18 protein-coding genes are annotated in these 20,815 nt (G+C 43.9%); all 18 read right to left on the bottom strand.

Annotated features, from left to right (window positions below; all coding sequences use genetic code 11):
- Positions 1-47: 47 nt before the first annotated feature.
- Positions 48-1,067: a UDP-glucose 4-epimerase GalE gene (gene galE / locus APU02_RS08605; protein ID WP_060569815.1), complete on the bottom strand. Its 1,020-nt coding sequence runs from the start codon at positions 1,065-1,067 to the stop codon at positions 48-50.
- A 377-nt stretch (positions 1,068-1,444) separates the two neighbouring features.
- Complete coding sequence (locus tag APU02_RS08600; RefSeq protein ID WP_042284269.1) at positions 1,445-2,533, bottom strand: glycosyltransferase; 1,089 nt, start codon at positions 2,531-2,533, stop codon at positions 1,445-1,447.
- Entirely contained in the window at positions 2,530-3,318 is a 789-nt protein-coding gene (locus tag APU02_RS08595; protein ID WP_042284272.1) for a glycosyltransferase family A protein, read from the bottom strand. The genes APU02_RS08600 and APU02_RS08595 overlap by 4 nt, the downstream gene beginning before the upstream one ends.
- Positions 3,315-4,250 (bottom strand): glycosyltransferase, encoded by a 936-nt coding sequence (locus APU02_RS08590; RefSeq protein ID WP_042284273.1) that lies wholly within the window; start codon positions 4,248-4,250, stop codon positions 3,315-3,317. Before APU02_RS08590 ends, APU02_RS08595 begins: the two co-directional genes overlap by 4 nt.
- Entirely contained in the window at positions 4,232-5,413 is a 1,182-nt protein-coding gene (locus tag APU02_RS08585) for an O-antigen polymerase (RefSeq protein WP_042284274.1), read from the bottom strand. Before APU02_RS08585 ends, APU02_RS08590 begins: the two co-directional genes overlap by 19 nt.
- 51 nt (positions 5,414-5,464) lie before the next feature.
- The gene (locus tag APU02_RS08580; protein ID WP_042284275.1) at positions 5,465-6,709 is read right to left on the bottom strand and encodes a flippase; all 1,245 of its coding nucleotides are present in this window, start codon (positions 6,707-6,709) and stop codon (positions 5,465-5,467) included.
- A complete protein-coding gene (rfbC, locus tag APU02_RS08575) occupies positions 6,706-7,263 on the bottom strand; it encodes a dTDP-4-dehydrorhamnose 3,5-epimerase (protein WP_060569814.1) in 558 nt (185 codons plus the stop codon). The genes APU02_RS08580 and rfbC overlap by 4 nt, the downstream gene beginning before the upstream one ends.
- Before the next feature lie 3 nt (positions 7,264-7,266).
- Entirely contained in the window at positions 7,267-8,145 is an 879-nt protein-coding gene (rfbA, locus tag APU02_RS08570; RefSeq protein WP_042284277.1) for a glucose-1-phosphate thymidylyltransferase RfbA, read from the bottom strand.
- Positions 8,146-8,194: 49 nt separating this feature from the next.
- Positions 8,195-9,094, bottom strand: a complete 900-nt coding sequence (gene rfbD / locus APU02_RS08565) for a dTDP-4-dehydrorhamnose reductase (RefSeq protein WP_042284278.1) — start codon at positions 9,092-9,094, stop codon at positions 8,195-8,197.
- Positions 9,094-10,179, bottom strand: a complete 1,086-nt coding sequence (gene rfbB / locus APU02_RS08560) for a dTDP-glucose 4,6-dehydratase (protein WP_042284280.1) — start codon at positions 10,177-10,179, stop codon at positions 9,094-9,096. The genes rfbD and rfbB overlap by 1 nt, the downstream gene beginning before the upstream one ends.
- A 26-nt stretch (positions 10,180-10,205) precedes the next feature.
- Positions 10,206-11,222: a glycosyltransferase gene (locus tag APU02_RS08555; protein ID WP_042284283.1), complete on the bottom strand. Its 1,017-nt coding sequence runs from the start codon at positions 11,220-11,222 to the stop codon at positions 10,206-10,208.
- A 376-nt stretch (positions 11,223-11,598) separates the two neighbouring features.
- Positions 11,599-12,492 (bottom strand): UTP--glucose-1-phosphate uridylyltransferase GalF, encoded by an 894-nt coding sequence (gene galF, locus APU02_RS08550; RefSeq protein WP_060569813.1) that lies wholly within the window; start codon positions 12,490-12,492, stop codon positions 11,599-11,601.
- Positions 12,493-12,728: 236 nt separating this feature from the next.
- A complete protein-coding gene (locus APU02_RS08545; RefSeq protein ID WP_060569812.1) occupies positions 12,729-13,724 on the bottom strand; it encodes an SDR family oxidoreductase in 996 nt (331 codons plus the stop codon).
- Positions 13,725-13,875: 151 nt separating this feature from the next.
- Positions 13,876-15,279, bottom strand: coding sequence for a colanic acid biosynthesis protein WcaM (wcaM, locus tag APU02_RS08540; RefSeq protein ID WP_060569811.1), 1,404 nt, complete (start codon positions 15,277-15,279; stop codon positions 13,876-13,878).
- 11 nt (positions 15,280-15,290) lie between these two features.
- Complete coding sequence (wcaL, locus tag APU02_RS08535; RefSeq protein ID WP_060569810.1) at positions 15,291-16,511, bottom strand: colanic acid biosynthesis glycosyltransferase WcaL; 1,221 nt, start codon at positions 16,509-16,511, stop codon at positions 15,291-15,293.
- The gene (gene wcaK / locus APU02_RS08530) at positions 16,508-17,788 is read right to left on the bottom strand and encodes a colanic acid biosynthesis pyruvyl transferase WcaK (protein ID WP_042284295.1); all 1,281 of its coding nucleotides are present in this window, start codon (positions 17,786-17,788) and stop codon (positions 16,508-16,510) included. Before wcaK ends, wcaL begins: the two co-directional genes overlap by 4 nt.
- 29 nt (positions 17,789-17,817) lie before the next feature.
- Positions 17,818-19,296 carry a colanic acid undecaprenyl disphosphate flippase WzxC gene (gene wzxC / locus APU02_RS08525; RefSeq protein ID WP_060569809.1) on the bottom strand — a complete coding sequence of 493 codons (1,479 nt, stop codon included), beginning with the start codon at positions 19,294-19,296 and terminating at the stop codon, positions 17,818-17,820.
- A 1-nt stretch (position 19,297) separates the two neighbouring features.
- Positions 19,298-20,692, bottom strand: coding sequence for an undecaprenyl-phosphate glucose phosphotransferase (gene wcaJ, locus APU02_RS08520; RefSeq protein ID WP_042284302.1), 1,395 nt, complete (start codon positions 20,690-20,692; stop codon positions 19,298-19,300).
- Positions 20,693-20,815: the final 123 nt, after the last annotated feature.

Genomic DNA, 20,815 nt, shown 5'->3' with positions numbered 1-20,815 from the left:
TAAAAATTGATTATTCTTGCTATTAGCTAAAAATGCTTTCGGCTTATTTAGTCCTTTTTATAACCATTTGGATTCTTTTGCTGCCAATTCCAAGAATCTCGAATCATATCATCCAAGCCTCGCCTCGCTTTCCATCCAAGCTCTTTTTCTGCTTTCGCAGGATCGGACCAACATTCGGCGATATCTCCAGAGCGTCTTTCACTTAAAGTATAAGGTACAGTGCGAGAGGTTACTCGTTCAAAAGCGGTTAAGAGTTCCAGAACTGAATAACCTTTACCCGTTCCGAGATTATAAACTTTATGATTTGGTCCTTCGTTTCTATGATCTAACGCAGCAATATGACCTTCAGCGAGATCCATAACATGTATAAAATCACGGACTCCAGTCCCATCCTTTGTTGGATAATCGCTTCCATATACTGACACTTGCTTATGCTTACCGACAGCAACCTGACAGATATACGGCATAAGATTATTTGGGATGCCATTAGGGTCTTCACCTATATTTCCAGAGGGATGAGCTGCAACTGGATTAAAATAGCGCAAGATTGTCACTCTAAAGTCAGGATATGCACGCGCTATATCCTCAAGTATCTTCTCAACCATGAGCTTCGATGTACCGTAAGGATTTGTAGTTCCTCCAATACGTGAGCTCTCAGTTAAAGGAATTGTTTCTGGTTCACCATATACAGTTGCAGAAGAGCTAAAAATTAAATTATTTACATTTTGTTTAATCATCTCATCTATCAAGCATAAGGTTCCGGATATATTCACCTCATAGTATTTTAGAGGATATGATATTGATTCACCAACTGATTTAAGTCCTGCAAAGTGGATAACATCGGTGATATTATTTTCACTAAATATTCTTTTTAAGAGGTGTTTATCAAGTATTGAGCCCTCATAAAAGGTAGATTTTACATTAGTGATATCTTTAACTCTTATTAACGCTTCAGGTGAGGAATTATTAAAATCGTCAATGATAACAACGCTTTTACCTTTTTCAAGCAGTCTCACTACAGTATGAGAACCTATATAACCAGCACCACCTGTAACTAAAATACTCATAAACACCGACCTTATTAATTATAAAACAATTGCAATCAAATAAACCACATGATTTTATTAAAATATTTTCAGCATATAAAGCTAATCTTTATATAGAAAAAATTCATCAAATTGATTGCCTTGTGTCCACTATTTCCTTTCACATTGCTATTATTTCTTGATCAGAACGAGGAGAAATTATTTTTTACGTACAAATAAAACCCTCTGAAAGTTGAGAATAAGAAATGCAATTATTTTATTTGAAGTGCTTATATATCGAAGGCATATCATCAAACTTATTTATAATCCTTTCCATACATATACATAATATTATGCATATATTAATAATATGTAGCTATCTTTGACTGCTTATTGGATTGAGTAATTGATTAATATATTCAAAAATTACTTTTGTAAACATTTAGCCAATGATTAACTATAGAGTTTATTGAGAAATGATCAACGACTTTTCTCCTGTTTTCCTTTTCTATCTCATTTATTGATGATATTGGTAAATTACCGACTTCAATGATTTTGTTAGCCAGGGCTTTAGCATCTGAGGTAGGAACGATATAATCAGAATTCGTAAAAGCTTCTTTCACTCCGCCAGCATCTGTACAAACGGCTATTCGCTGACATGACATGGCTTCAATAACAACTAGGCTAAAACCTTCCCAAGCGGAGGATAAAACAAATATATCGCATGCAGAATAATAATCAGAAACATTACTTATACTTCCAAGTAAATTAACACGAGCCTCTAAATTGTGATCTTTAATTATCTTTTCAATTTTCGGTCGAACCTCTCCCTCACCTATTATAATAAGCTTATAGTCATCAGGTAAAAGCATGAAGGCTGATAATAAATTTGGATAATCTTTTGCAGGATTTAATCTTCCCACGCTAAGAATCAACTTATCATTAACATCGATAGACAATATTTTTCTTATGGAAAGACGTTTTTCGATGCTGAAAGAAAATTTTTCAGTATCAACACCATTATAAACAACAATAGATTTAGCTTCAGAAAAAAATTTTTTATCGATGTATTCACGGAGAGCCTCTTTACTAACGTTTGTATTTATGTCACTTAGATAATCAGTAAAGCGGTAACTGAGCATGCGTAATTTTCCACCTTCATATTTACTATGAGCTGTACATATGAGTTTATACGTACAATGTCCAAATAGCTTGGATAATCTCGACATAATATTGGCATGGAACATATGACTATGAACAACATCAGGTTTAAGTATAGAAATTATATTTCGCAGTTTAATCACACCTAATAACAATCCTAATGGATTTTTTTTCATATTAACATTGTAAATAGTGATATTTTCATTATGAGGTAGAACCGTATTTTCCCCAGTAAGGGTAATTATTGAAACGTGATGCTTCGCTTCAGTAAGTCTATCCGCTAATAAACATACCTGCTTTTCTGCACCTCCCAGACCCAAGCCTGTAATTACTAATACAATTTTCATTTTCTAAGCTCGTATAATTTACATTGGAAATAACGGATCAACATTTTCATTTTTCGGATGTAGCTCGTCTCACGCTTAAACTGATCTTTATAATAGATACCAAATCCTTTTGGATTTGCTAATAGTTGAGACTTAAAGTTCAAAGATAATCCATCTTCGAGATACTCACAGAGGTAAACTGCTTTATTTTTATGAAACTTTACTAAGGCATGATCTGTAATTTTATTCCAGATATATAACTCTGGTACAAATTTTTCATTGTGAAAGTGGGGGAATGGATGCTGCATCAATATCTCTTTCTTAAAGCAATATGCAAGATCTCCTTTAAATAGGTGACCAGCATCAGTCGCTGGAAGATAACAGATGCTGTCAGATGCTTCATTAAAAGAAATGCCTATAATGGTTTTATCTAAATAGGCTTTACGAAATGCCACGCCTGATATTTTTTTAAGATCTTTATCCGCTTGATTTAGACTATCTTCGACACAAGAAATAGCGTCATATGTTAAAATATCATCGCTATCAACTATCAGGATATGATTTCCCTCACATAATTGCACACCAGCATTAATAGCTTGTGATTTCCCTGTATTTGTCTGATAAAAATAAAAAATTCTGATTAGATTTTGTTTCTGAAATTCTTTTATTAATTTTTCAGTATCATCTATACTGCCATCATCAATAACAACCCATTCAAATGATTTAGCCGATTGGTTAATTAACGAAGTGTATAACCTCGTTAGCGTATAGGCACGATTGTAAGTAGGTGTTAATACTGAGATCATTGGCTAAAGGTCCTTCTTACTATACATTTTAACAATAGTTTTATTCTGCTATTGTTTAAGCGGAAATCATGCTTCAATAATATTATTATTTGGGAAAACTTGCTTTTTGTGTCACAAAATTTGAAGAAGATTTCAAAATCTTTTTTAATATCATCTGTTAAGAGATGGTAGTAATTTTCATAAAACGCTCTCTTCACTAAAAAATGCTCTTTCGATAGGAGGTAATTGACCTTAGATGTCAACATTGAAATGAATCTATTATTAAATTTTTTTTGCCCAGTCACAGCACCCATATGCTGTCGATATAGCATTAACTTTTTAGGTAAGAAATATACGTGTCCCATCGAATGCGCAACCAGACTAACGACATCATCATGTAAGTGAACATAACCGTGATAATCGGCCACTATACCGACCATTGCTTTATTAAATAAAATCGAACATCCCTGATAACCAGCATTGAAAAATAAAAAATCTTTCAATCGATTGGCGTGGTTATGAGATATACCACTAAAATCGATATGCCCCGTATTGTCATCAAAAGCGTACCCATCAGCATATACTATCGATGGTAACTTACTGGTTCCCATTCCTTTATTGTCAGCATAAGCAATGATACTGCTTAATTTGTTTTCGAGCCAAATATCATCTTGATCGCAAAAAATTGTATAATTTGTATTCGAAAACTTTACTAATGATAGAAAGTTTTTACCCGCACCAAGTCCTGTTATACCATCCTCAATAAGATTAATACGACTATCAATTAACTGCATTCTTTTTATAATATCAAGGGTGTTATCTGATGAACCATCATCATGAATATAAAGTATCCAGTTTTTATATTTCTGTTGCTGCAATGAAAGAATTTGGTTCTCTATAAATGCGCTTCCATTATAAGTTGCCATTAAGATCGTTACTGTTTTATCTTGCATTTGACTGTAAATCTCCATAATAAATACATGCAAATAACCACTTTAATATTACCAGCAAGATTGGTTATTAAAGTTTCAGCGAAAAATGAGGTAAACAGACCAATAGCAAAACTAGCATAAATAAGTAACGCAAGAGGATTACCTTTTTTGGCCAACAAATATATTGTTGAATATATAACTCCATATAAAATCGCGCCGAAAGCTACGCCTAACAAAGAATAATCTTGGTAAAATGGTTGCATAACTGTAAATACATTGGTCGGAACCGGTACGTTCACGTAATCTAAAATCGTTTTAACTGGTTCAGTCGATGATAATCCCGTTTTGTATAAAACTGCGATCAGAAACCTAAAAGTATATTCACCGGCTTCACCATTTGTATTCAGCTCAGATAATTTGCTTAATGCCAAAAGTGGAGAGTAAATATATATACCCAACACAGAACTCACCGTTGTGCTCTCCCCACTGGACATTCTCATAAAATGCATAAAAAGAATAGCGAAAATTATTGCAGGCGCTATAAAAAACAACTTCTTTTTATTTAATCCTACTGTCATTTCACGTATCACTAAGAAAATCAAAATTGGGGTGATTAAAGCAAATTTTCCCATAGTCCCTATACAAAATAAAATCATCCATAGCCATAATGTATACTTGTTCTTTTTGTTTCTTTCAGTAATGCAAACGATTGAAAACATTGCTATCAAAACTGGATAGACAGTTGTCATCAAGGTGAATTTTTCACCTTCATAATCTTCAATAATATTTGCGAGACGTAAGTTGAGGAGAAATGATGCAGGTCCGTTATTCCCAACGTTATATATTTCATACACTGTATAGATAGATAGTGGTATTACTATAATCCAATATCGTCCGCAAACATATTCTCTGTTTTCATAATATAAAGTGCTATTTATTTTTAAGGAGACCAGTTCGCCAGTAATTAAAATAATGTATACAATTGTATACCAAATCATTAACGCATAGAAACTAATTTCGGGAAACTCTATGAACTCATCATAAGCGAACAATCCTGTAGATGTAACAAGAAACCAAGCGAAACAATGTAATGACAGGGGTGATGTAAAATTAGATTTAACTAAATAAAGTGCAACAAAAAGCCCTAGCGTTGATATAATAGCAAGAGTGATAACATATATCATAATAAGTCAGTTCCTACTTTCTTTGAAAGCTATTATAAGTAGATTATTTTGTTACCTATCAAAGCATCTATCGATGAATGACAGCAATATGTAATCCACTGTAACTCTTATGCTCCAGGCATATGCTGCACCAACCACCCCAAAGCTCTTAATAAAATAAAACAGAACTAACAAATACGGTATCAACTCAAGCATGTGTATATAAGCGGTAATTTTTGCATAACCCCGGGATTGTATACTTGCAAAAGGAACCTGTGCTAATGAATTGAAGACAAAGCCAATTAAAAGAATAATTAAAATCGTGGCTGAAGTCCCGGAAAATTCAGGTCCCATCCACAATATCATAAATTTATCACTGACAATACTCCCAACTACAAATATTGGAAAAGTAATTAAAAACAAAATTACCGTGACGAGATTTTTATTTTTTTTCCTATCGTGGACATTCTTTGAAGAACTTAAACGAGGGAAAATGGCCCGCGCAAATGCACCGGGAACAATACCTAATCTTGCGATAATTTCTGAGGGAGCAGTATAAAAAGCAACCATAGCCGCTCCTAGCTGGTTAGAAACAATAAATCGGTCAAAGTATGCCATTAATGGGCTTATGATATTGCTTATAGTTATCCATCCGCCAAACATAAGCATCCGCTTTAATGTTATTTTGCTGAACCTAAAAAGTGACTCAACAAGTATTTCTCTGCACAGAAAAAATGCAAATACCAGACAGATTAATCTTGATATAACAAGACCGGAAATAGCATATTCTATTGTAGGAGAAACTAAAATGAAGCCGACAGGAAGAAGTGAAAGAAGGGAGCCTGTCACAGATTTGTATATGTTTAATACGCCAAATCTTTCCTCACCTTCTAGAATTGCAAGCCATATTTGAGTTATTAAAAATACAGGAATCGAGAGAGAAAGTATCTTCAAAGAATTGACAACACTTAAATGTAAACCAATACTTATTTTTAATAAATTAGTTATAGCATCGCTTGAGGAATATAAGATAAAAGAGGCGATAACGCCCATTACCATAACCAATAATGTTGCTGTAAAGATTATTTTTCTTTTTTCTTCATTATCATTTCGGAATAGCGCTATTTCACGGATAACAGCCCTCGACAATCCCACATCAAAAATACTTGCATAGCCAACAATCGCCATTGCAAGGGTAAATATACCAAAGGTTTCTGCTCCTAAGACCCTCCCCAGAATGCCTAATGCTGGTACCGTTATAATCGCTGGAATAATATAACCAGCAACGTTCCAAAGGCTGTTTTTTATAACACTCATTCAAAAAACTCATTTTTTATAATAAACGCCAAATCCGGTGCAACTTCGTCTTTAGGAGAAAGTTTAAAAGTTATATTTGGCGGCCATTTAATATTAATCTGAGGATCGGCATAATTTATTGATCGTTCCGCTTCAGGACTGTAATAATTCGTGGTCTTATAAACAAATTCTGCCCTCTCGCTCAATACCAAGAAACCATGAGCAAATCCCTCAGGTATCCATAACTGTCGTTTATTTTCCGATGATAAATGAACACCAATCCATTTACCGAAGGTCAATGAAGATTTTCGAAGATCGACGGCAACATCAAAAACTTCACCAGCTACACATCGCACAAGTTTACCCTGAGCGTGTGGATTTAGCTGATAATGTAAGCCACGCAATACCCCTTTATGTGATTTCGAATGATTATCCTGTACAAAATTAACACTTCTACCTATCGCATCTTCAAAAGTTCGCTGGTTAAAACTTTCAAAAAAAAATCCACGATTATCACAATAAACAGTAGGCTCTAAAATAATTACATCTGGTAATTCTGTCTTTATAACTTTCATTTTTTAATAACCTTTAATTATTTTGATAAGATATTTCCCATAATCATTTTTATTCAATGGCCCAGCTAGTTTTTTAACCTGCTCTGCGCCAATAAAGCCTTTGCGAAAGGCTATCTCCTCGGGGCAAGAAACTTTCAACCCTTGGCGTTCCTCGATTGTCGCAATAAAGTTACTCGCCTCAATCAAACTTTGATGCGTTCCGGTATCCAGCCAGGCATAGCCACGGCCCATCATGGCAACAGATAATCTTCCCTGTTCCATATAAATACGGTTGATATCGGTGATTTCCAGTTCACCACGCGCGGAAGGCTTCAGATTTCTGGCCATCTCAACAACACTGTTATCGTAGAAATAAAGCCCCGTTACCGCATAATTGCTTTTTGGCTCAAGCGGTTTTTCTTCCAGGCTGATAGCAGTACCATTTTTATCAAACTCCACCACGCCATAGCGCTCGGGGTCGTTCACATGATATGCAAAAACAGTCGCCCCGCTTTCTTTATTCACGGCAGCGTCCATCAGTTTCGGAAGATCGTGACCGTAGAAAATATTATCCCCAAGTACTAATGCACAATCATCATTACCAATAAATTCTTCGCCAATGATAAATGCCTGCGCCAGACCGTCAGGGCTTGGCTGCACTTTATACTGAAGATTTAATCCCCACTGACTACCATCGCCAAGCAGTTGCTCAAAGCGTGGCGTGTCCTGTGGAGTGCTGATAATGAGAATATCCCGAATACCCGCTAGCATCAGGGTAGAAAGCGGATAGTAAATCATTGGCTTATCATAAATAGGCAGCAATTGTTTACTCACAGCCATTGTAACCGGGTAAAGACGAGTGCCGGAGCCACCAGCGAGAATAATCCCTTTACGCGTTTTCATATCTTCTTCTCTTAAACACAAAATGCCCACATTCGGGCATTAAAAATTGTTAAATTGCTGTCGTTGTAAACAACTCATCCAGCATACGTTTGACACCCGTTTCCCATTGCGGGAGGACTAAATCAAAAGTTTTCTGGAATTTATCCGAGTTCAGTCTGGAGTTAGCAGGACGTTTCGCTGGAGTCGGGTATGAGCTGGTTGGGACCGCTTTAAGCTTGGTCAGAGCTAAATTTACTTCCGATTTCTGCGCTTCGGCGAAAACAAAAGAAGCATAGTCATACCAGGTGGTTGTACCACTGGCCACCAGATGATAAAGCCCTGCCACTTCCGGTTTAACCATGGCAACACGAATGGCATGTGCAGTACAATCCGCCAGCAGCTCAGCCCCCGTTGGCGCACCATACTGATCGTTAATAACAGCCATTTCAGCGCGTTCTTTCGCGAGACGTAACATGGTCTTCGCAAAGTTATTGCCCTTACCTGCATAGACCCAACTGGTGCGGAATATCAGATGCCGGGAACAATGCGTCTGTAGTGCCTTTTCACCTGCCAGCTTTGTTTCACCATAGACATTTAGTGGAGCCGTTGCATCTGTCTCGCGCCATGGTGTCTCGCCAGTACCCGGAAAAACATAGTCGGTGGAATAATGCACTACCCAGGCCCCTACCTCTTGCGCAGCTTCCGCTATCGCTTCGACACTCGTTGCGTTCAGTAACTGGGCAAACTCAACCTCTGTTTCTGCTTTATCCACGGCGGTATGCGCTGCTGCATTGACAATGACATCGGGGCGGATGCGGCGAACTGTCTCTGCGACACCTTCAGGATCACTAAAATCGCCACAGTAGTCGGTAGAATGAACATCAAGCGCAATCAGGTTTCCTAATGGTGCGAGTGAACGTTGCAACTCCCAGCCCACCTGCCCTGTCTTACCGAACAAAAGGATGTTCATTACTGACGTTCCCCATAGTTTTGTTCGATCCAGCTCTGATAAGCACCGCTTTTAATGTTTTCAACCCACTGCGCGTTTGCTAAATACCACTGCACAGTTTTACGAATCCCACTCTCAAAGGTTTCCTGCGGTTTCCAGCCCAACTCGCGGCTAATTTTATCAGCATCAATCGCATAGCGGCGATCGTGACCCGGACGATCCGTAACGTAGGTGATTTGATCGCGATACGATCCCTCTTTGGGCACAATCTCATCCAGCAAATCACAGATGATATGGACGACATCGAGATTTTTCTTCTCGTTGTGACCGCCAATATTATAGGTCTCACCAGGCGTTCCCTGGGTGACAACGGTATAGAGCGCGCGGGCGTGATCTTCAACATACAGCCAGTCACGAATCTGATCGCCTTTACCATAAATAGGTAACGGTTTTCCTTCCAGTGCATTGAGGATAACCAACGGGATCAGTTTTTCCGGGAAGTGATATGGACCGTAGTTGTTTGAACAATTGGTCACAATAGTTGGCAAACCATATGTCCGTAACCATGCACGAACAAGATGATCGCTTGACGCTTTTGATGCTGAATACGGACTGCTTGGCGCATACGCTGTTGTTTCAGTAAACAGCGGAAGTTTACTACCCACTTCCACTTCATCCGGGTGCGGTAAGTCCCCATAGACTTCGTCAGTTGAAATGTGGTGAAAACGGAAGGCTGTCTTTTTCTCACTATCAAGCGACGACCAGTATTCGCGTGCCGCTTCCAGAAGCACATAGGTACCGACGATGTTGGTTTCGATAAATGCAGCAGGTCCAGTGATAGACCGATCTACATGACTCTCAGCAGCCAGATGCATCACAGCATCTGGTCGATATTCATTAAAGATACGCTTCATTGCTTCTGAGTCACAAATATCTGCATGTTCAAAAGAATATCGTTCATTATTCGCGATAAAGGTTAGTGACTCAAGGTTTCCAGCATAAGTTAACTTATCTACATTAACAACGCAATCCTGTGTATTATTTATAATATGGCGAATGACGGCAGAACCAATAAAACCGGCCCCGCCAGTAACTAATATTTTCATTTGAGATCCTGGGGATAACACTATGACTATGATAGAATTATTTCTTTATATTGTTCAATGTAATTTCTAAATTCAAATTTTTCTTTTTCAGCTTGCGCTTGAAAAAAATAACTGTCATATTCATTAATGATTTTAAGTAATTTTTCTTCAATATCTTTTTCGGTATTTGTAACCAACAAACCGTTACCATCCACTAACTCCCTACATCCCCCAACATCGCTCATTAGGAGAGGTATACCAGCGTTATGTGCTTCTAATGCTGACATTGGAAGGCCTTCACTATCTGAAATAAGTGAGAAGATATCATAGTTTAAATATTCGTTAAATGAACAGATTTCTCCAAGAAAAGTTATGTTATTATAGTTTTTAAAATCTTCTTTTAGTTTTTCCAAGTATTCCCCTCCCCCCGCGACATCAAGATATATATCAGGATGTTTAGAAATAACCTGAGCTAATAACTCAGGACGCTTCGGATGAGTCAACCTGCCTACGAAAATAACTTTTTTGTTTTTTTCTAAATGTAGTTTCTTAGGTATGCCTGATACGGAGTTGTGTACTGTTTTAATCTTTTCACTTTTGATGCCTATTTTCTCTATAGCATTTTTTTCATCGCTATACGAAACACACCAAATAATGTCTGTTAAATATGAGAGATATTTTTCGACTTTAATAAATATTGGTTTAAGAACGCCACCATTATAAACGCATGACCATCCATGAGATACATATATACATTTAAAACGGTGAAACAGTTTACACATTCTCGAAAAAATACCTGCATTAGCAGAACTAGCTACCATTATCTCTATTTTATTTTTTTTTAGATATTTAAGCAGTTTCAAGTAGCCAAACAAGCTAAATTTATTCTTTAGTTGTGGAAATATAAAGCAAAAATCATAATTGTTTTGATCAGTCAACCATCCTTTTTCCGATGTAATTAAATGCACATTATTACCTTTGCGGACTAAATTCATCATATCGTTCGTCCAGGTCTGTGCCCCACCTATCTCGGATTTCGTCACTATAAAGGCTATGTTGCTCATATGGATTTTTAATTTTTTGTTGATGAGTATTGTATAATAGTTAAATTATCTAAAACATAATTAACAGTGTCTAAGCACGCTACCGCCCCTGGCTTAACAGCTACCAGTGTACTGCGTACTTAACAGGCTTGATGAGCTAAGCGTTGTGCCACCTAGCCATAAAACATAAACACTAATTGTCTTACCTATTGAGGTTAGAAACAAGAAAAAATCTTGTTAAAACATTTCCCCGCGTTCTTGAGCAACTTATTGATAACACGTAGACTTCCCAAAAACTAAAAACGGCTAAAACATTTTCAGTATATTGACAGCAATACTATGAATGTTTAGTGCCGTTTTCAGTTTGATAGCCCAAAAGACCATTGCTTTTTTAAGATTACTCGCTAAGCAACTTCTCAATGCTCTTACGGAACTTCGGTCCTTCTTTCAGGTTACGCAGTCCATATTTCACAAACGCTTGCATGTAGCCCATTTTTTTACCGCAGTCGTAGCTGTCGCCGGTCATCAGCATCGCGTCAACCGACTGTTTTTTCGCCAGATTAGCAATCGCATCCGTCAATTGAATTCGGCCCCAGGCGCCCGGTTCGGTGCGCTCCAGTTCTGCCCAAATATCTGCGGAAAGCACATAACGCCCCACGGCCATCAGATCGGAATCCAGGGTCTGCGGCTGATCCGGTTTCTCAATAAATTCGACAATGCGGCTGACTTTACCTTCGTTATCCAGCGGTTCTTTGGTCTGGATGACGGAGTATTCAGAAAGGTCACCCTTCATACGTTTCGCCAACACCTGGCTGCGGCCGGTTTCATTGAAACGCGCCACCATTGCTGCGAGGTTATAGCGCAACGGATCGGCACTGGCATTATCAATGATGATGTCCGGCAGGACGACGACAAACGGGTTATCGCCGATCACCGGGCGGGCACAAAGAATGGAATGGCCCAACCCCAGCGGCTGCGCCTGACGGACGTTCATGATCGTCACGCCCGGGGGGCAAATGGATTGCACTTCCGCCAGCAGTTGGCGTTTCACGCGCTGCTCGAGGAGTGACTCTAATTCATAGGAGGTGTCGAAGTGGTTCTCAACGGCGTTCTTGGACGCATGGGTCACCAGAAGGATTTCTTTGATCCCTGCAGCCACGATCTCGTCAACGATGTATTGAATCATCGGCTTGTCGACAATGGGTAGCATTTCTTTTGGTATGGCCTTTGTTGCCGGTAACATATGCATACCGAGCCCGGCTACTGGTATAACTGCTTTTAAATTCGTCATTCTTTTTCCTACCCTGAAATGGCTGATAAAGTATAGGCCTTAACCACATGATAGCCAGAAACTGGCTCATTTCTCGTCTTTTGTGTTTTAAGTCACACATGCGAGTCAAAAGTGTCTTTTAACACTACACTCCATCAGCGGCAGTTTTACTCAGACTTCTCGGAAAACCCTGACTAAAATGATTACCAAAGCGCTTTCCGAATTATCGCAGGTAGCGACACCATAACGTTATAGTATTACTCAGAAACAAACGTTATGTCGTCTTTCTTGTCATGAACAAATTCATACTTCAGCGTCCGATCCAGTCCTTGCGACAAAGAATAAGGTGCTACAAAACCGGATGAATGCACTTTTGTGGCATCAAATTGCGTAGTCGCGCAGAACTTTTTGACACGTACCGAACTGACAGCAAATTTCTTACCAGAAAGCTTACTCAGCACATCAAAACAGTAGCCGCCCAGCATCCCCAGCGGGTATGGCAGATGTACTGAAGGGATTTTTTTACCCAAACTTTGCTCAACCTCAGTAACCAACTGGTTCATGTTGAGATCGGGTTTATCCACATAGTTGTAGACTTCGTAACCAGCTTTAACGTTTTTGAGCTTGTATTTGATGAATTCGACGATGTTACCAACGTAAGCCATAGACTTATAGTTCGTACCAGAACCTACCATCATGAATTTACCCCCAGCTATCTGTTTAAGCAGGTTGTAAACGTTCCCCCGGTTACGTTCGCCGAAAATGACGGTGGGACGAATGATCGTGAGAGAGCGCTCATCAGGTTCTTTTGCATGCCATTCACGAAGCACTTCCTCCGCTTGCCATTTACTTTTCCCATAATGGTTGAAGGGATCATGCGGGTGCGTTTCGTCTGGATTTTTTTTGTTCAATCCATAGACCGCAACGGAACTGGTAAAGATGATGTTTTTCACACCATTTTTTTCCATAGCAGCAAGGACGTTGCGTGTTCCCTGAACATTTACATCATAATAAAGCGACGTTGGACTGACATCGTCACGATGTTCTGCAGCCAGCAGCACTACGGTGTCAAAACCGCCGAGCGCCTGATCAAGCGCATGCTGATCGCGGACATCTCCAATCTGGGTGATTTCTGGATAGAAATGACTCTGCTGCTTATCCAGATTTTTGATGTTAAAGTCAGCTACTGCTGTTTCCAGAAGACGAGTCCCAACAAATCCTGAAGCCCCGATAAGCAAAACGTTATTGTTCATAAATCACTTAATCTGGTTATCAAACAAGAACATAAGATAAAGATGAGAACCTTCCCTGAGTAGTCAATGCTGCCCAGCCCCAGCTTTAACGGTAATCAGGCAATTATAATCTTTTAACACATGAGATCCAGTGAGATTATGGTAGCTTGCGCTACCCCCTCCCCTCCGGCAACCGGAAGTTAATCGCGTCCACATTCACGACCTGATGATTTATCCGGTCAATGTCGACCGAACTTTGACCTTTTTCGTTGACCGCCTGCACGTTCGCCAGCGACAGCAGGGTGTCGTTTTTGGCCATAAACTTCCCGCGCACGTCTTTGCGCAGGTCAAAATGCATCTTCAGCGCCGGGCCAACGGTGGATTCCTGCATCACCTTGATATTGCGTAAGAAAAGGTGCTGAGGCTTGTTGTGTAACTCCAGCGTTGCCCGCTTCATGTCGATGTTGGTGAGGGCGACAAACGAAGTCGCGTTGCCGGATGAAATTTGTATTCCGCGCAGTTTATACGCAAGTTGGGTATTATCCAGGCGGATATTATTCAATTTAAAATTTTGCGGAATCGACAGGTAGTTGCCTTTTACCACCCCGTAGCCAATCAGCATGCCGGCGCTATTTACCATATCGATATTATCAATGACGAAATTATCACAGCCATAAATAGCCACCGTTGCGTTATCAATCCCGGCCTTTTTACTGAAATCGGGGGTGATATTTTTCGCCTTTACGTTGCGAATGACAAAATGCTTGCCGTTCTCGACGTGTACCAGTTGGCGGCAGTCGGAACCGGTGATGTTGGCGACGACAAAATTTTTAACCGTCTGCGTTTCTGGATAGGTGTTGTCGTAAGTGCTGCCCGCCAGGCCAATCCCAATACCCCAGTTGATCTTGCCGTTGGTACAGTTAATACGCTCAATCACATGGTCAGAAATGAGGATGTTGCGGTCATTAATCGCCACATTCCACTCAATGGCGTCTCCCTGTAAGTCAGTGAATGTCCCGTTGGTGATCCTCGCGCCGTCAACCTGATTATGAAAACCCTGGCGCAGGATGGCATAGTTCGCCTGGGTCACGGTGATGTTGTCGATGACCAGATTACGCATCACCTGCGGTTTTTTCCCACCGATATAAATTTGCGTCACCGGGCCGAAGCCGCTCATCGCAATATCCCTGATGACACAGTCAGAGCCGCGCACGTCCAGCGTGATATTGTGCAAACTGCCGCCCTTCTCACCGGTAACCTGGCTGCCGTCCTGAAGAACAAAACGCCCACGTCCATTGCCGCGCAACGCCCCTTCTACCCGTAAGGTCTTACCCGGCGGAATAAAAATAGCGGCGTTGATGTTGTCGCAAACCAGACCCGCCGGAACCCGCACGGTTTGTGCGTCGGCAAAGGCCTGCCTGAAGGAAGCGATCCAGTCTTTGGGGTTATAGTCCTGGATGTTGACAGTGTTACCCGCGGTCACGGCGCGGGCAAAAGGAGAATGGAGTGCAGGAAGCGCGGCAAGCACGGAGCCTGCCGCCAGGAAGGTGCGTCGGGAGAGCGTCGTTTCTGGCATACAACCTCGGTTTACATCGTTTGCAGCAGGCTGGCTAACTGACGGTTGATCACCTGCTGGTTAAAATCGTGTTCAACTTTTTCACGTGCGTGCTTCACCACTGGCTCAAGCGTTGCGCGATCGATCTGGCTAAACCCGGCAAGCTGTGCCGCCAGCGCCTGCGCATCGTTTTCCGGCACCAGCCAGCCTGACTTTCCGGCTTCGACCAGTTCCGGAATACCGCTGTGGACGGTGGAAACAACGGGGATCCCCACCGCCATCGCCTCCATCAGCGCGACCGGAATGCCTTCCATATCGCCATCCGCCCCGGTAATGGAGGGCAGCAAAAAAAGATCCGCCTCGTCGAGCATCGCCTTCACTTCGTGGCTCGGTTTGAAGCCCGGCATCTCAATCACGTCCTCAAGCTGATACTGTTCGATAAGCGTCCGCAAACGCCGTTCCCAGGGCCCCATCCCGAGGATGCGGTAACGAAACGCGACGCCCTGCTCTTTGAGCTGGCGACAGGCTTCTATCGCCACGTGCAGCCCTTTTTTCTCGGTCAGACGCGCCACAGAGATCATCTCCAGCGGCGTGCCGGGCGCTTTCACCGGGCGATGGCTGAAGCGCGCCATGTCCACCCCCATCCGCGAGACGGCGATTTTTTCCGCCGGGCAGCCCATGCTTTTCAGGCGCTTAGCCCACAGGTCGCTAATAGGCAGCATCAGGTCGCCACGCTGAAACAACTGCTGGTATTCAGGGACGTAGTGATTCAGAACCTCACGGCTGGAGATATCAATGCCGTGGAAAATGGTCGCAATTTTGCCCCTGATCACCCCCAGTTCACGCAGCTTGGTCGCCGTCACGCCCGCAGGGCCAAAATGCGCGATAAACACATCGGCCTGCAAAGGCGTGCTCACCTGCGCGCAAATAGACGACAGGATCAGATTGCGTGATTCGTCGCCATAGCGGGAGAAATTCAGTGATTTCCACGTCGCCGCCCGGTGCAGTCCCGGCAGCGTTTTCAATGCCCGGTAACGCAGTTTCGCCAGCCGACCCTGCGGTTCATCCTGCAGCCAGCGGGTCTTCGCCGCCAGGTTGTATTTTTCCCAGGCGGCATGGGTGTTTTGCGTATCACCTTTTTGCAGGGCGACGATGTCCACATCAAATCCCATATCAATAAACGCCGTGATCTGATTAAGAACAAACGTCTCTGATGAGAGTGGGAATTTCAGCAGAAAAAAGCTGACCTTCATCGCCCCTCCCGAATTCTGTCGAGAACGGATTTAATCATGGCAAACCCCTTGGTTCGCTCCTGCGTGACGGCGTTATCCACTTTTTCACTGAGCGCGGGCAGTTGCGCCAGCGTATCTGCAACCACGCCTTGCAGCGACCCGTTCAGCAGGTGACGAATATCAATCGCCAGCTCTGGCAGGCCTAACTGCTGCATGATCCCGGCGGATTTGTGCTCGTAGTTAATCGCGATAGCGGGCGTGCCAAAGTTCATCGAAATGATGGCGGAATGCAGACGAGTACCGATGGTCAAAACACAGGATGCAAGGATCTTGCCCAGTTCCACATCGTTCAGTTCATCCATCGCGATATGGAAATGCGCCGATGGCTTCACAAATTTCGCCATCCGGAGCGCCACCATGCGGTCATCGCGGTTATAGCGGTCAATACTGGTACAGGTTGAAAGCACCAGCACCTGATAGCCATCGTCAATCAGTCTGTTCACAACGTCCGCAAAAGCCTGCTCATACGCTTGCTGAGTCGTGCCCAGACGTTTGTCGAAGGGCTCGAGATCGCGCAAGGTGATGGCCACGGTTTTTCTTCGCGCGGTGACATCCAGCCAGTGCTGTACCGCATAACTGGCGACAAAATCATCATGGCGGCGCTCTACGAGCCATGCGGTATCCACGCCTTGTTCCACTTTACGGGTGTCGATTTGGGCGGCGGTCATCAAATCGCGGCTGACCGTTTCACGCAGGATCAGCGCATCAGTGCGCCCAAAAACGTAATGAGCCAACTGATTAAAGTCCGGGTTCTGGAAAGGCCCGACGCTATGGCCGACCATATAAATCGGTTTGTTCGCCATAAACGCGCATAAGGGATACTCAAAATGGGTCAGGCCGTACAGGTCCACGTAGTTAGAGCCGCCAACCTGAATGACCGCGTCATACTGGGCGATAAACCGGGCAAAGTCGGCAAATTCCGGCGCTAGCGCAAAGTTACGCAGCGATCCTTCCTGCGCAACCTTCGCCAGTAAAATCTTGTGTTGAAAGCGACGGCGCAACACTTTTTTGACCCGGCCATTCAGCCCGGTCATCTGCTGCTGTTTCTGGCTTAGTTGATACAGCGGATCGGCAATAATTGGCCGTCCCTGTAACCAGGCGGAACTGACCGGGAAACGGCTCATCACATCCATGTCGACTTCAGGTTCTTGTTGGCGGATGGCATCGAGTAAACCGCGCATAATGGCGCTATCACCACGGTTCCCACAGGTGTGATTGCCTAATACTAATAATTTCATAAGTTGCCTCTTATCGATTTATTTACCTGTCATCCGACACGTAATATTTTTTTCATTCTTGCACTGCCGAACAGCTGTCTTTTCATTTCCATGACCAGCGCGTTGCGTGAAAAAATAAGCATTAAAATAAAACTCACTATTCCGACCACGACCTGTAAAGTGAAGACACCGGACAGCGGCAAGGCTTTGTCAAATAACTTCCCTGCGCCGTAGGCGGTGATAAATGTGGGCAACGAGAGATAAAACGGCAGCCACAGACTCAAAATGTACTGGCGGTAGCTGGAACCGAGCACCGGCTTAATCATGATGAAATAGCTCAGTACGGTATTCACGATCTGCACCAGCAGGAAGCCCAGCGTCACGCCAATCGCCCCCCCCATCTGCCCGCCGATAATGATTGCCGGAATAAAGAGAAAAGTTTTGAACACATTGAATTTAAAACTGATATCCACCCGCGCTTTCGCCATCAGTAAGGAACCAATCGGGTTGCCCACCGAGCGCAGCAGACCGACGATGCACAGCAGTTGCAGCACCGGGATAATACTGTTCCACTTTTCGCCAAACACCAGCGGCACGAAGTTATCCGCAACCACCATCAGCCCGAGCAGCGCCGGAAAGTTAATGATTCCCACAACGGACAGCAGTTTGTAAAAGTTCACGCGCAGCTTTTCCGTGTCGTCCTGAATCTTGGCAAACGCCGGGAACAGCACGCGGGTGATGATCGGGTTAAGCTTCATTGGCGGCACCACCGCCACGTTATAAGCCAGATTGTAGCCACCCGCGACGCTGGCGCCGAGAATGCGCGCCAGTACCAGCGTGGAAAGGTTAGTATTGACGTAGTTGACGATGCTGTCCGCCGTCAGCCAGGCGCCAAAGCGCAGGTTTGACGAGACGGACTTCAGGGAAAAATGCAGACCCGGGCGATAAATCTTGCGGCCAAAATAACCGAACAGCAGGGTGCGCACGACACTGTTGACCAGATACCCCAGAATCGCGGTTAACGCCAACGGCGAGAAATGGGCGCTGACTACCGTGAAAGTAAAGCCCGCCAGCACCGCGCTGGTTTCGATCATACCGATCTTGTTGAACTCCAGCTCTTTTTGCATCAGCGCGCGGAACTGCTGCCCATGCGGGATCACGACAAACACCAGCGAAAGGGTTTTTATCAGCGGCGACAGATCCGGATTATGCAACACGCCCGCGATAACATCGCTCAGCAGATATACCGCCACGCACACCACAATCCCCAGCCCCACGTTCAGCCAGTACAGGGTGGTAAGCTCGAGGTGACTGATCGTTTTGCGCTGGATAATCGAGTTGGCAATGCCGAAGTCGCACAGGGTATCTGCCAATGCGATGATGACCAGCGAGACGGTCAGCAGGCCGAACTGATGATTATCGATAATCCGCGCAAGCACGGTCATCTGAATCAGCCCAAGACTGATGATAATGACCGTGGCGATGGCCGACCATTTGGCGCCGCTGATGGTTTTTTCTCGTAAGCTCATCTTAATACGCCGCTTTGTTAACGAAACCTTTGAAAACGGTCAGAAAAACGATTTTGATGTCGAACCAGATGCTCCATTCGCGGATGTATTCCAGGTCGAATTCGACACGTTTTTCCATTTTCTCCAGCGTGTCGGTTTCGCCGCGCCAGCCGTTGATCTGCGCCCAACCGGTAATGCCTGGCTTTACCTTGTGGCGCAGCATGTAGCCTTCAATCAGTTGTCGATACTGTTCGTTGTGCGCCACCGCATGTGGACGCGGGCCGACAATCGACATCCCGCCGGTCAACACATTGATAAACTGTGGCAGCTCATCAAGCGAAGTGCGGCGCAGGAAATTACCCACTTTCGTCACGCGCGGATCGTTCTGCGTCGCCTGCGTAACCACCTTGTCGTTTTCCATCACCTTCATTGAACGGAACTTCCACACGTTGATCGGCTTGCCGTCCATACCGTAGCGGGTCTGGCGGAAGATCACCGGACCTGGCGAGGTCAACTTCACCGCCAGCGCGATACCGCACAGTACCGGTGAAATCAGCAGCAGGATCAGCGAGGCGAGCACAATATCCTCCGCGCGTTTCAGCAGTCGGTTAATGCCCGACAGCGGCGTGTCATACAGCGGCACCACCGGCACGCCGCTCACTTCTTCAATGCGCGAATGCAGGATGTTGAAGGTAAAGACGTCCGGGATAAGGATCACCGAGCAGGTGGTATCCGCCAGTTCGCGCACCAGCTTTTTGACCTGCGCGCCGTCGCTCATCGACATGGCGATATAGACGTTATGGATGCGTGAGGCTTTGGCATCCTCAATCAATTGTTCAAAATTTCCGGCCCAGTCGGAAGATACACCGCCCGGTTTCGGGTCGTGATAGACGCCGACCACCTCAAAGCCCAGCCACGGTTCGTTGCGAAAACTGTCGAGCAGCGCCTGTCCGGCGGGCAGGTCGCCCGCTACCGCCACCAGGCGTTTGTTATAGCCGCGGTTGCGCAGCCAGCCCGCGCCGTAGCGGATAAACGAACGGCAGATCACAAGGCCGATGCTGCTCAACAGATACCACGCCAGCCAGGTGCCCAGGCGATTATCGAAATCCTGGTTAAACGCCACCAGACCCGCGCAAAAAACGAGGCTCAGCGTCCAGTTTTGCAGCAGGAGCGTCAGTTCTGTGGAAATTTTGACGCCGCGCCAGGATCGGTAAAAATCGGTCATGCCGCCCAGCATCTGAAAAACAACCAGCGTAATCAGCGCCACCAACAGGTGCATATACAGGAAGGGCCGTCCACTCACTTCGCAGACCAGCCACAGCCCGCCAAACATGATGGTGATATCTGAAAAGCGTTGCACCATAGAGATTAACGATGCATTGGTTTTCGCTCGTTCGCGCTTTTTTAGATTTGTCATCGTTGTTCCTGTTATTAGCCCCTTACCCGCGACCGGGTAAGGGAAGACCTGACCTTACTGATTCAGCAGCGTCAGCAGAGTGCGCGTTTGTAGCGCGGCGATTTTTTTTGCACCAAAACGCGA

It is taken from the genome of Citrobacter sp. 50677481 (assembly GCF_001463265.1).
Taxonomy (GTDB): domain Bacteria; phylum Pseudomonadota; class Gammaproteobacteria; order Enterobacterales; family Enterobacteriaceae; genus Citrobacter_A; species Citrobacter_A sedlakii.
The sequence above is the reverse complement of the archived record's forward strand: the minus strand, read 5'-3'. Positions and strand labels throughout refer to the sequence as shown.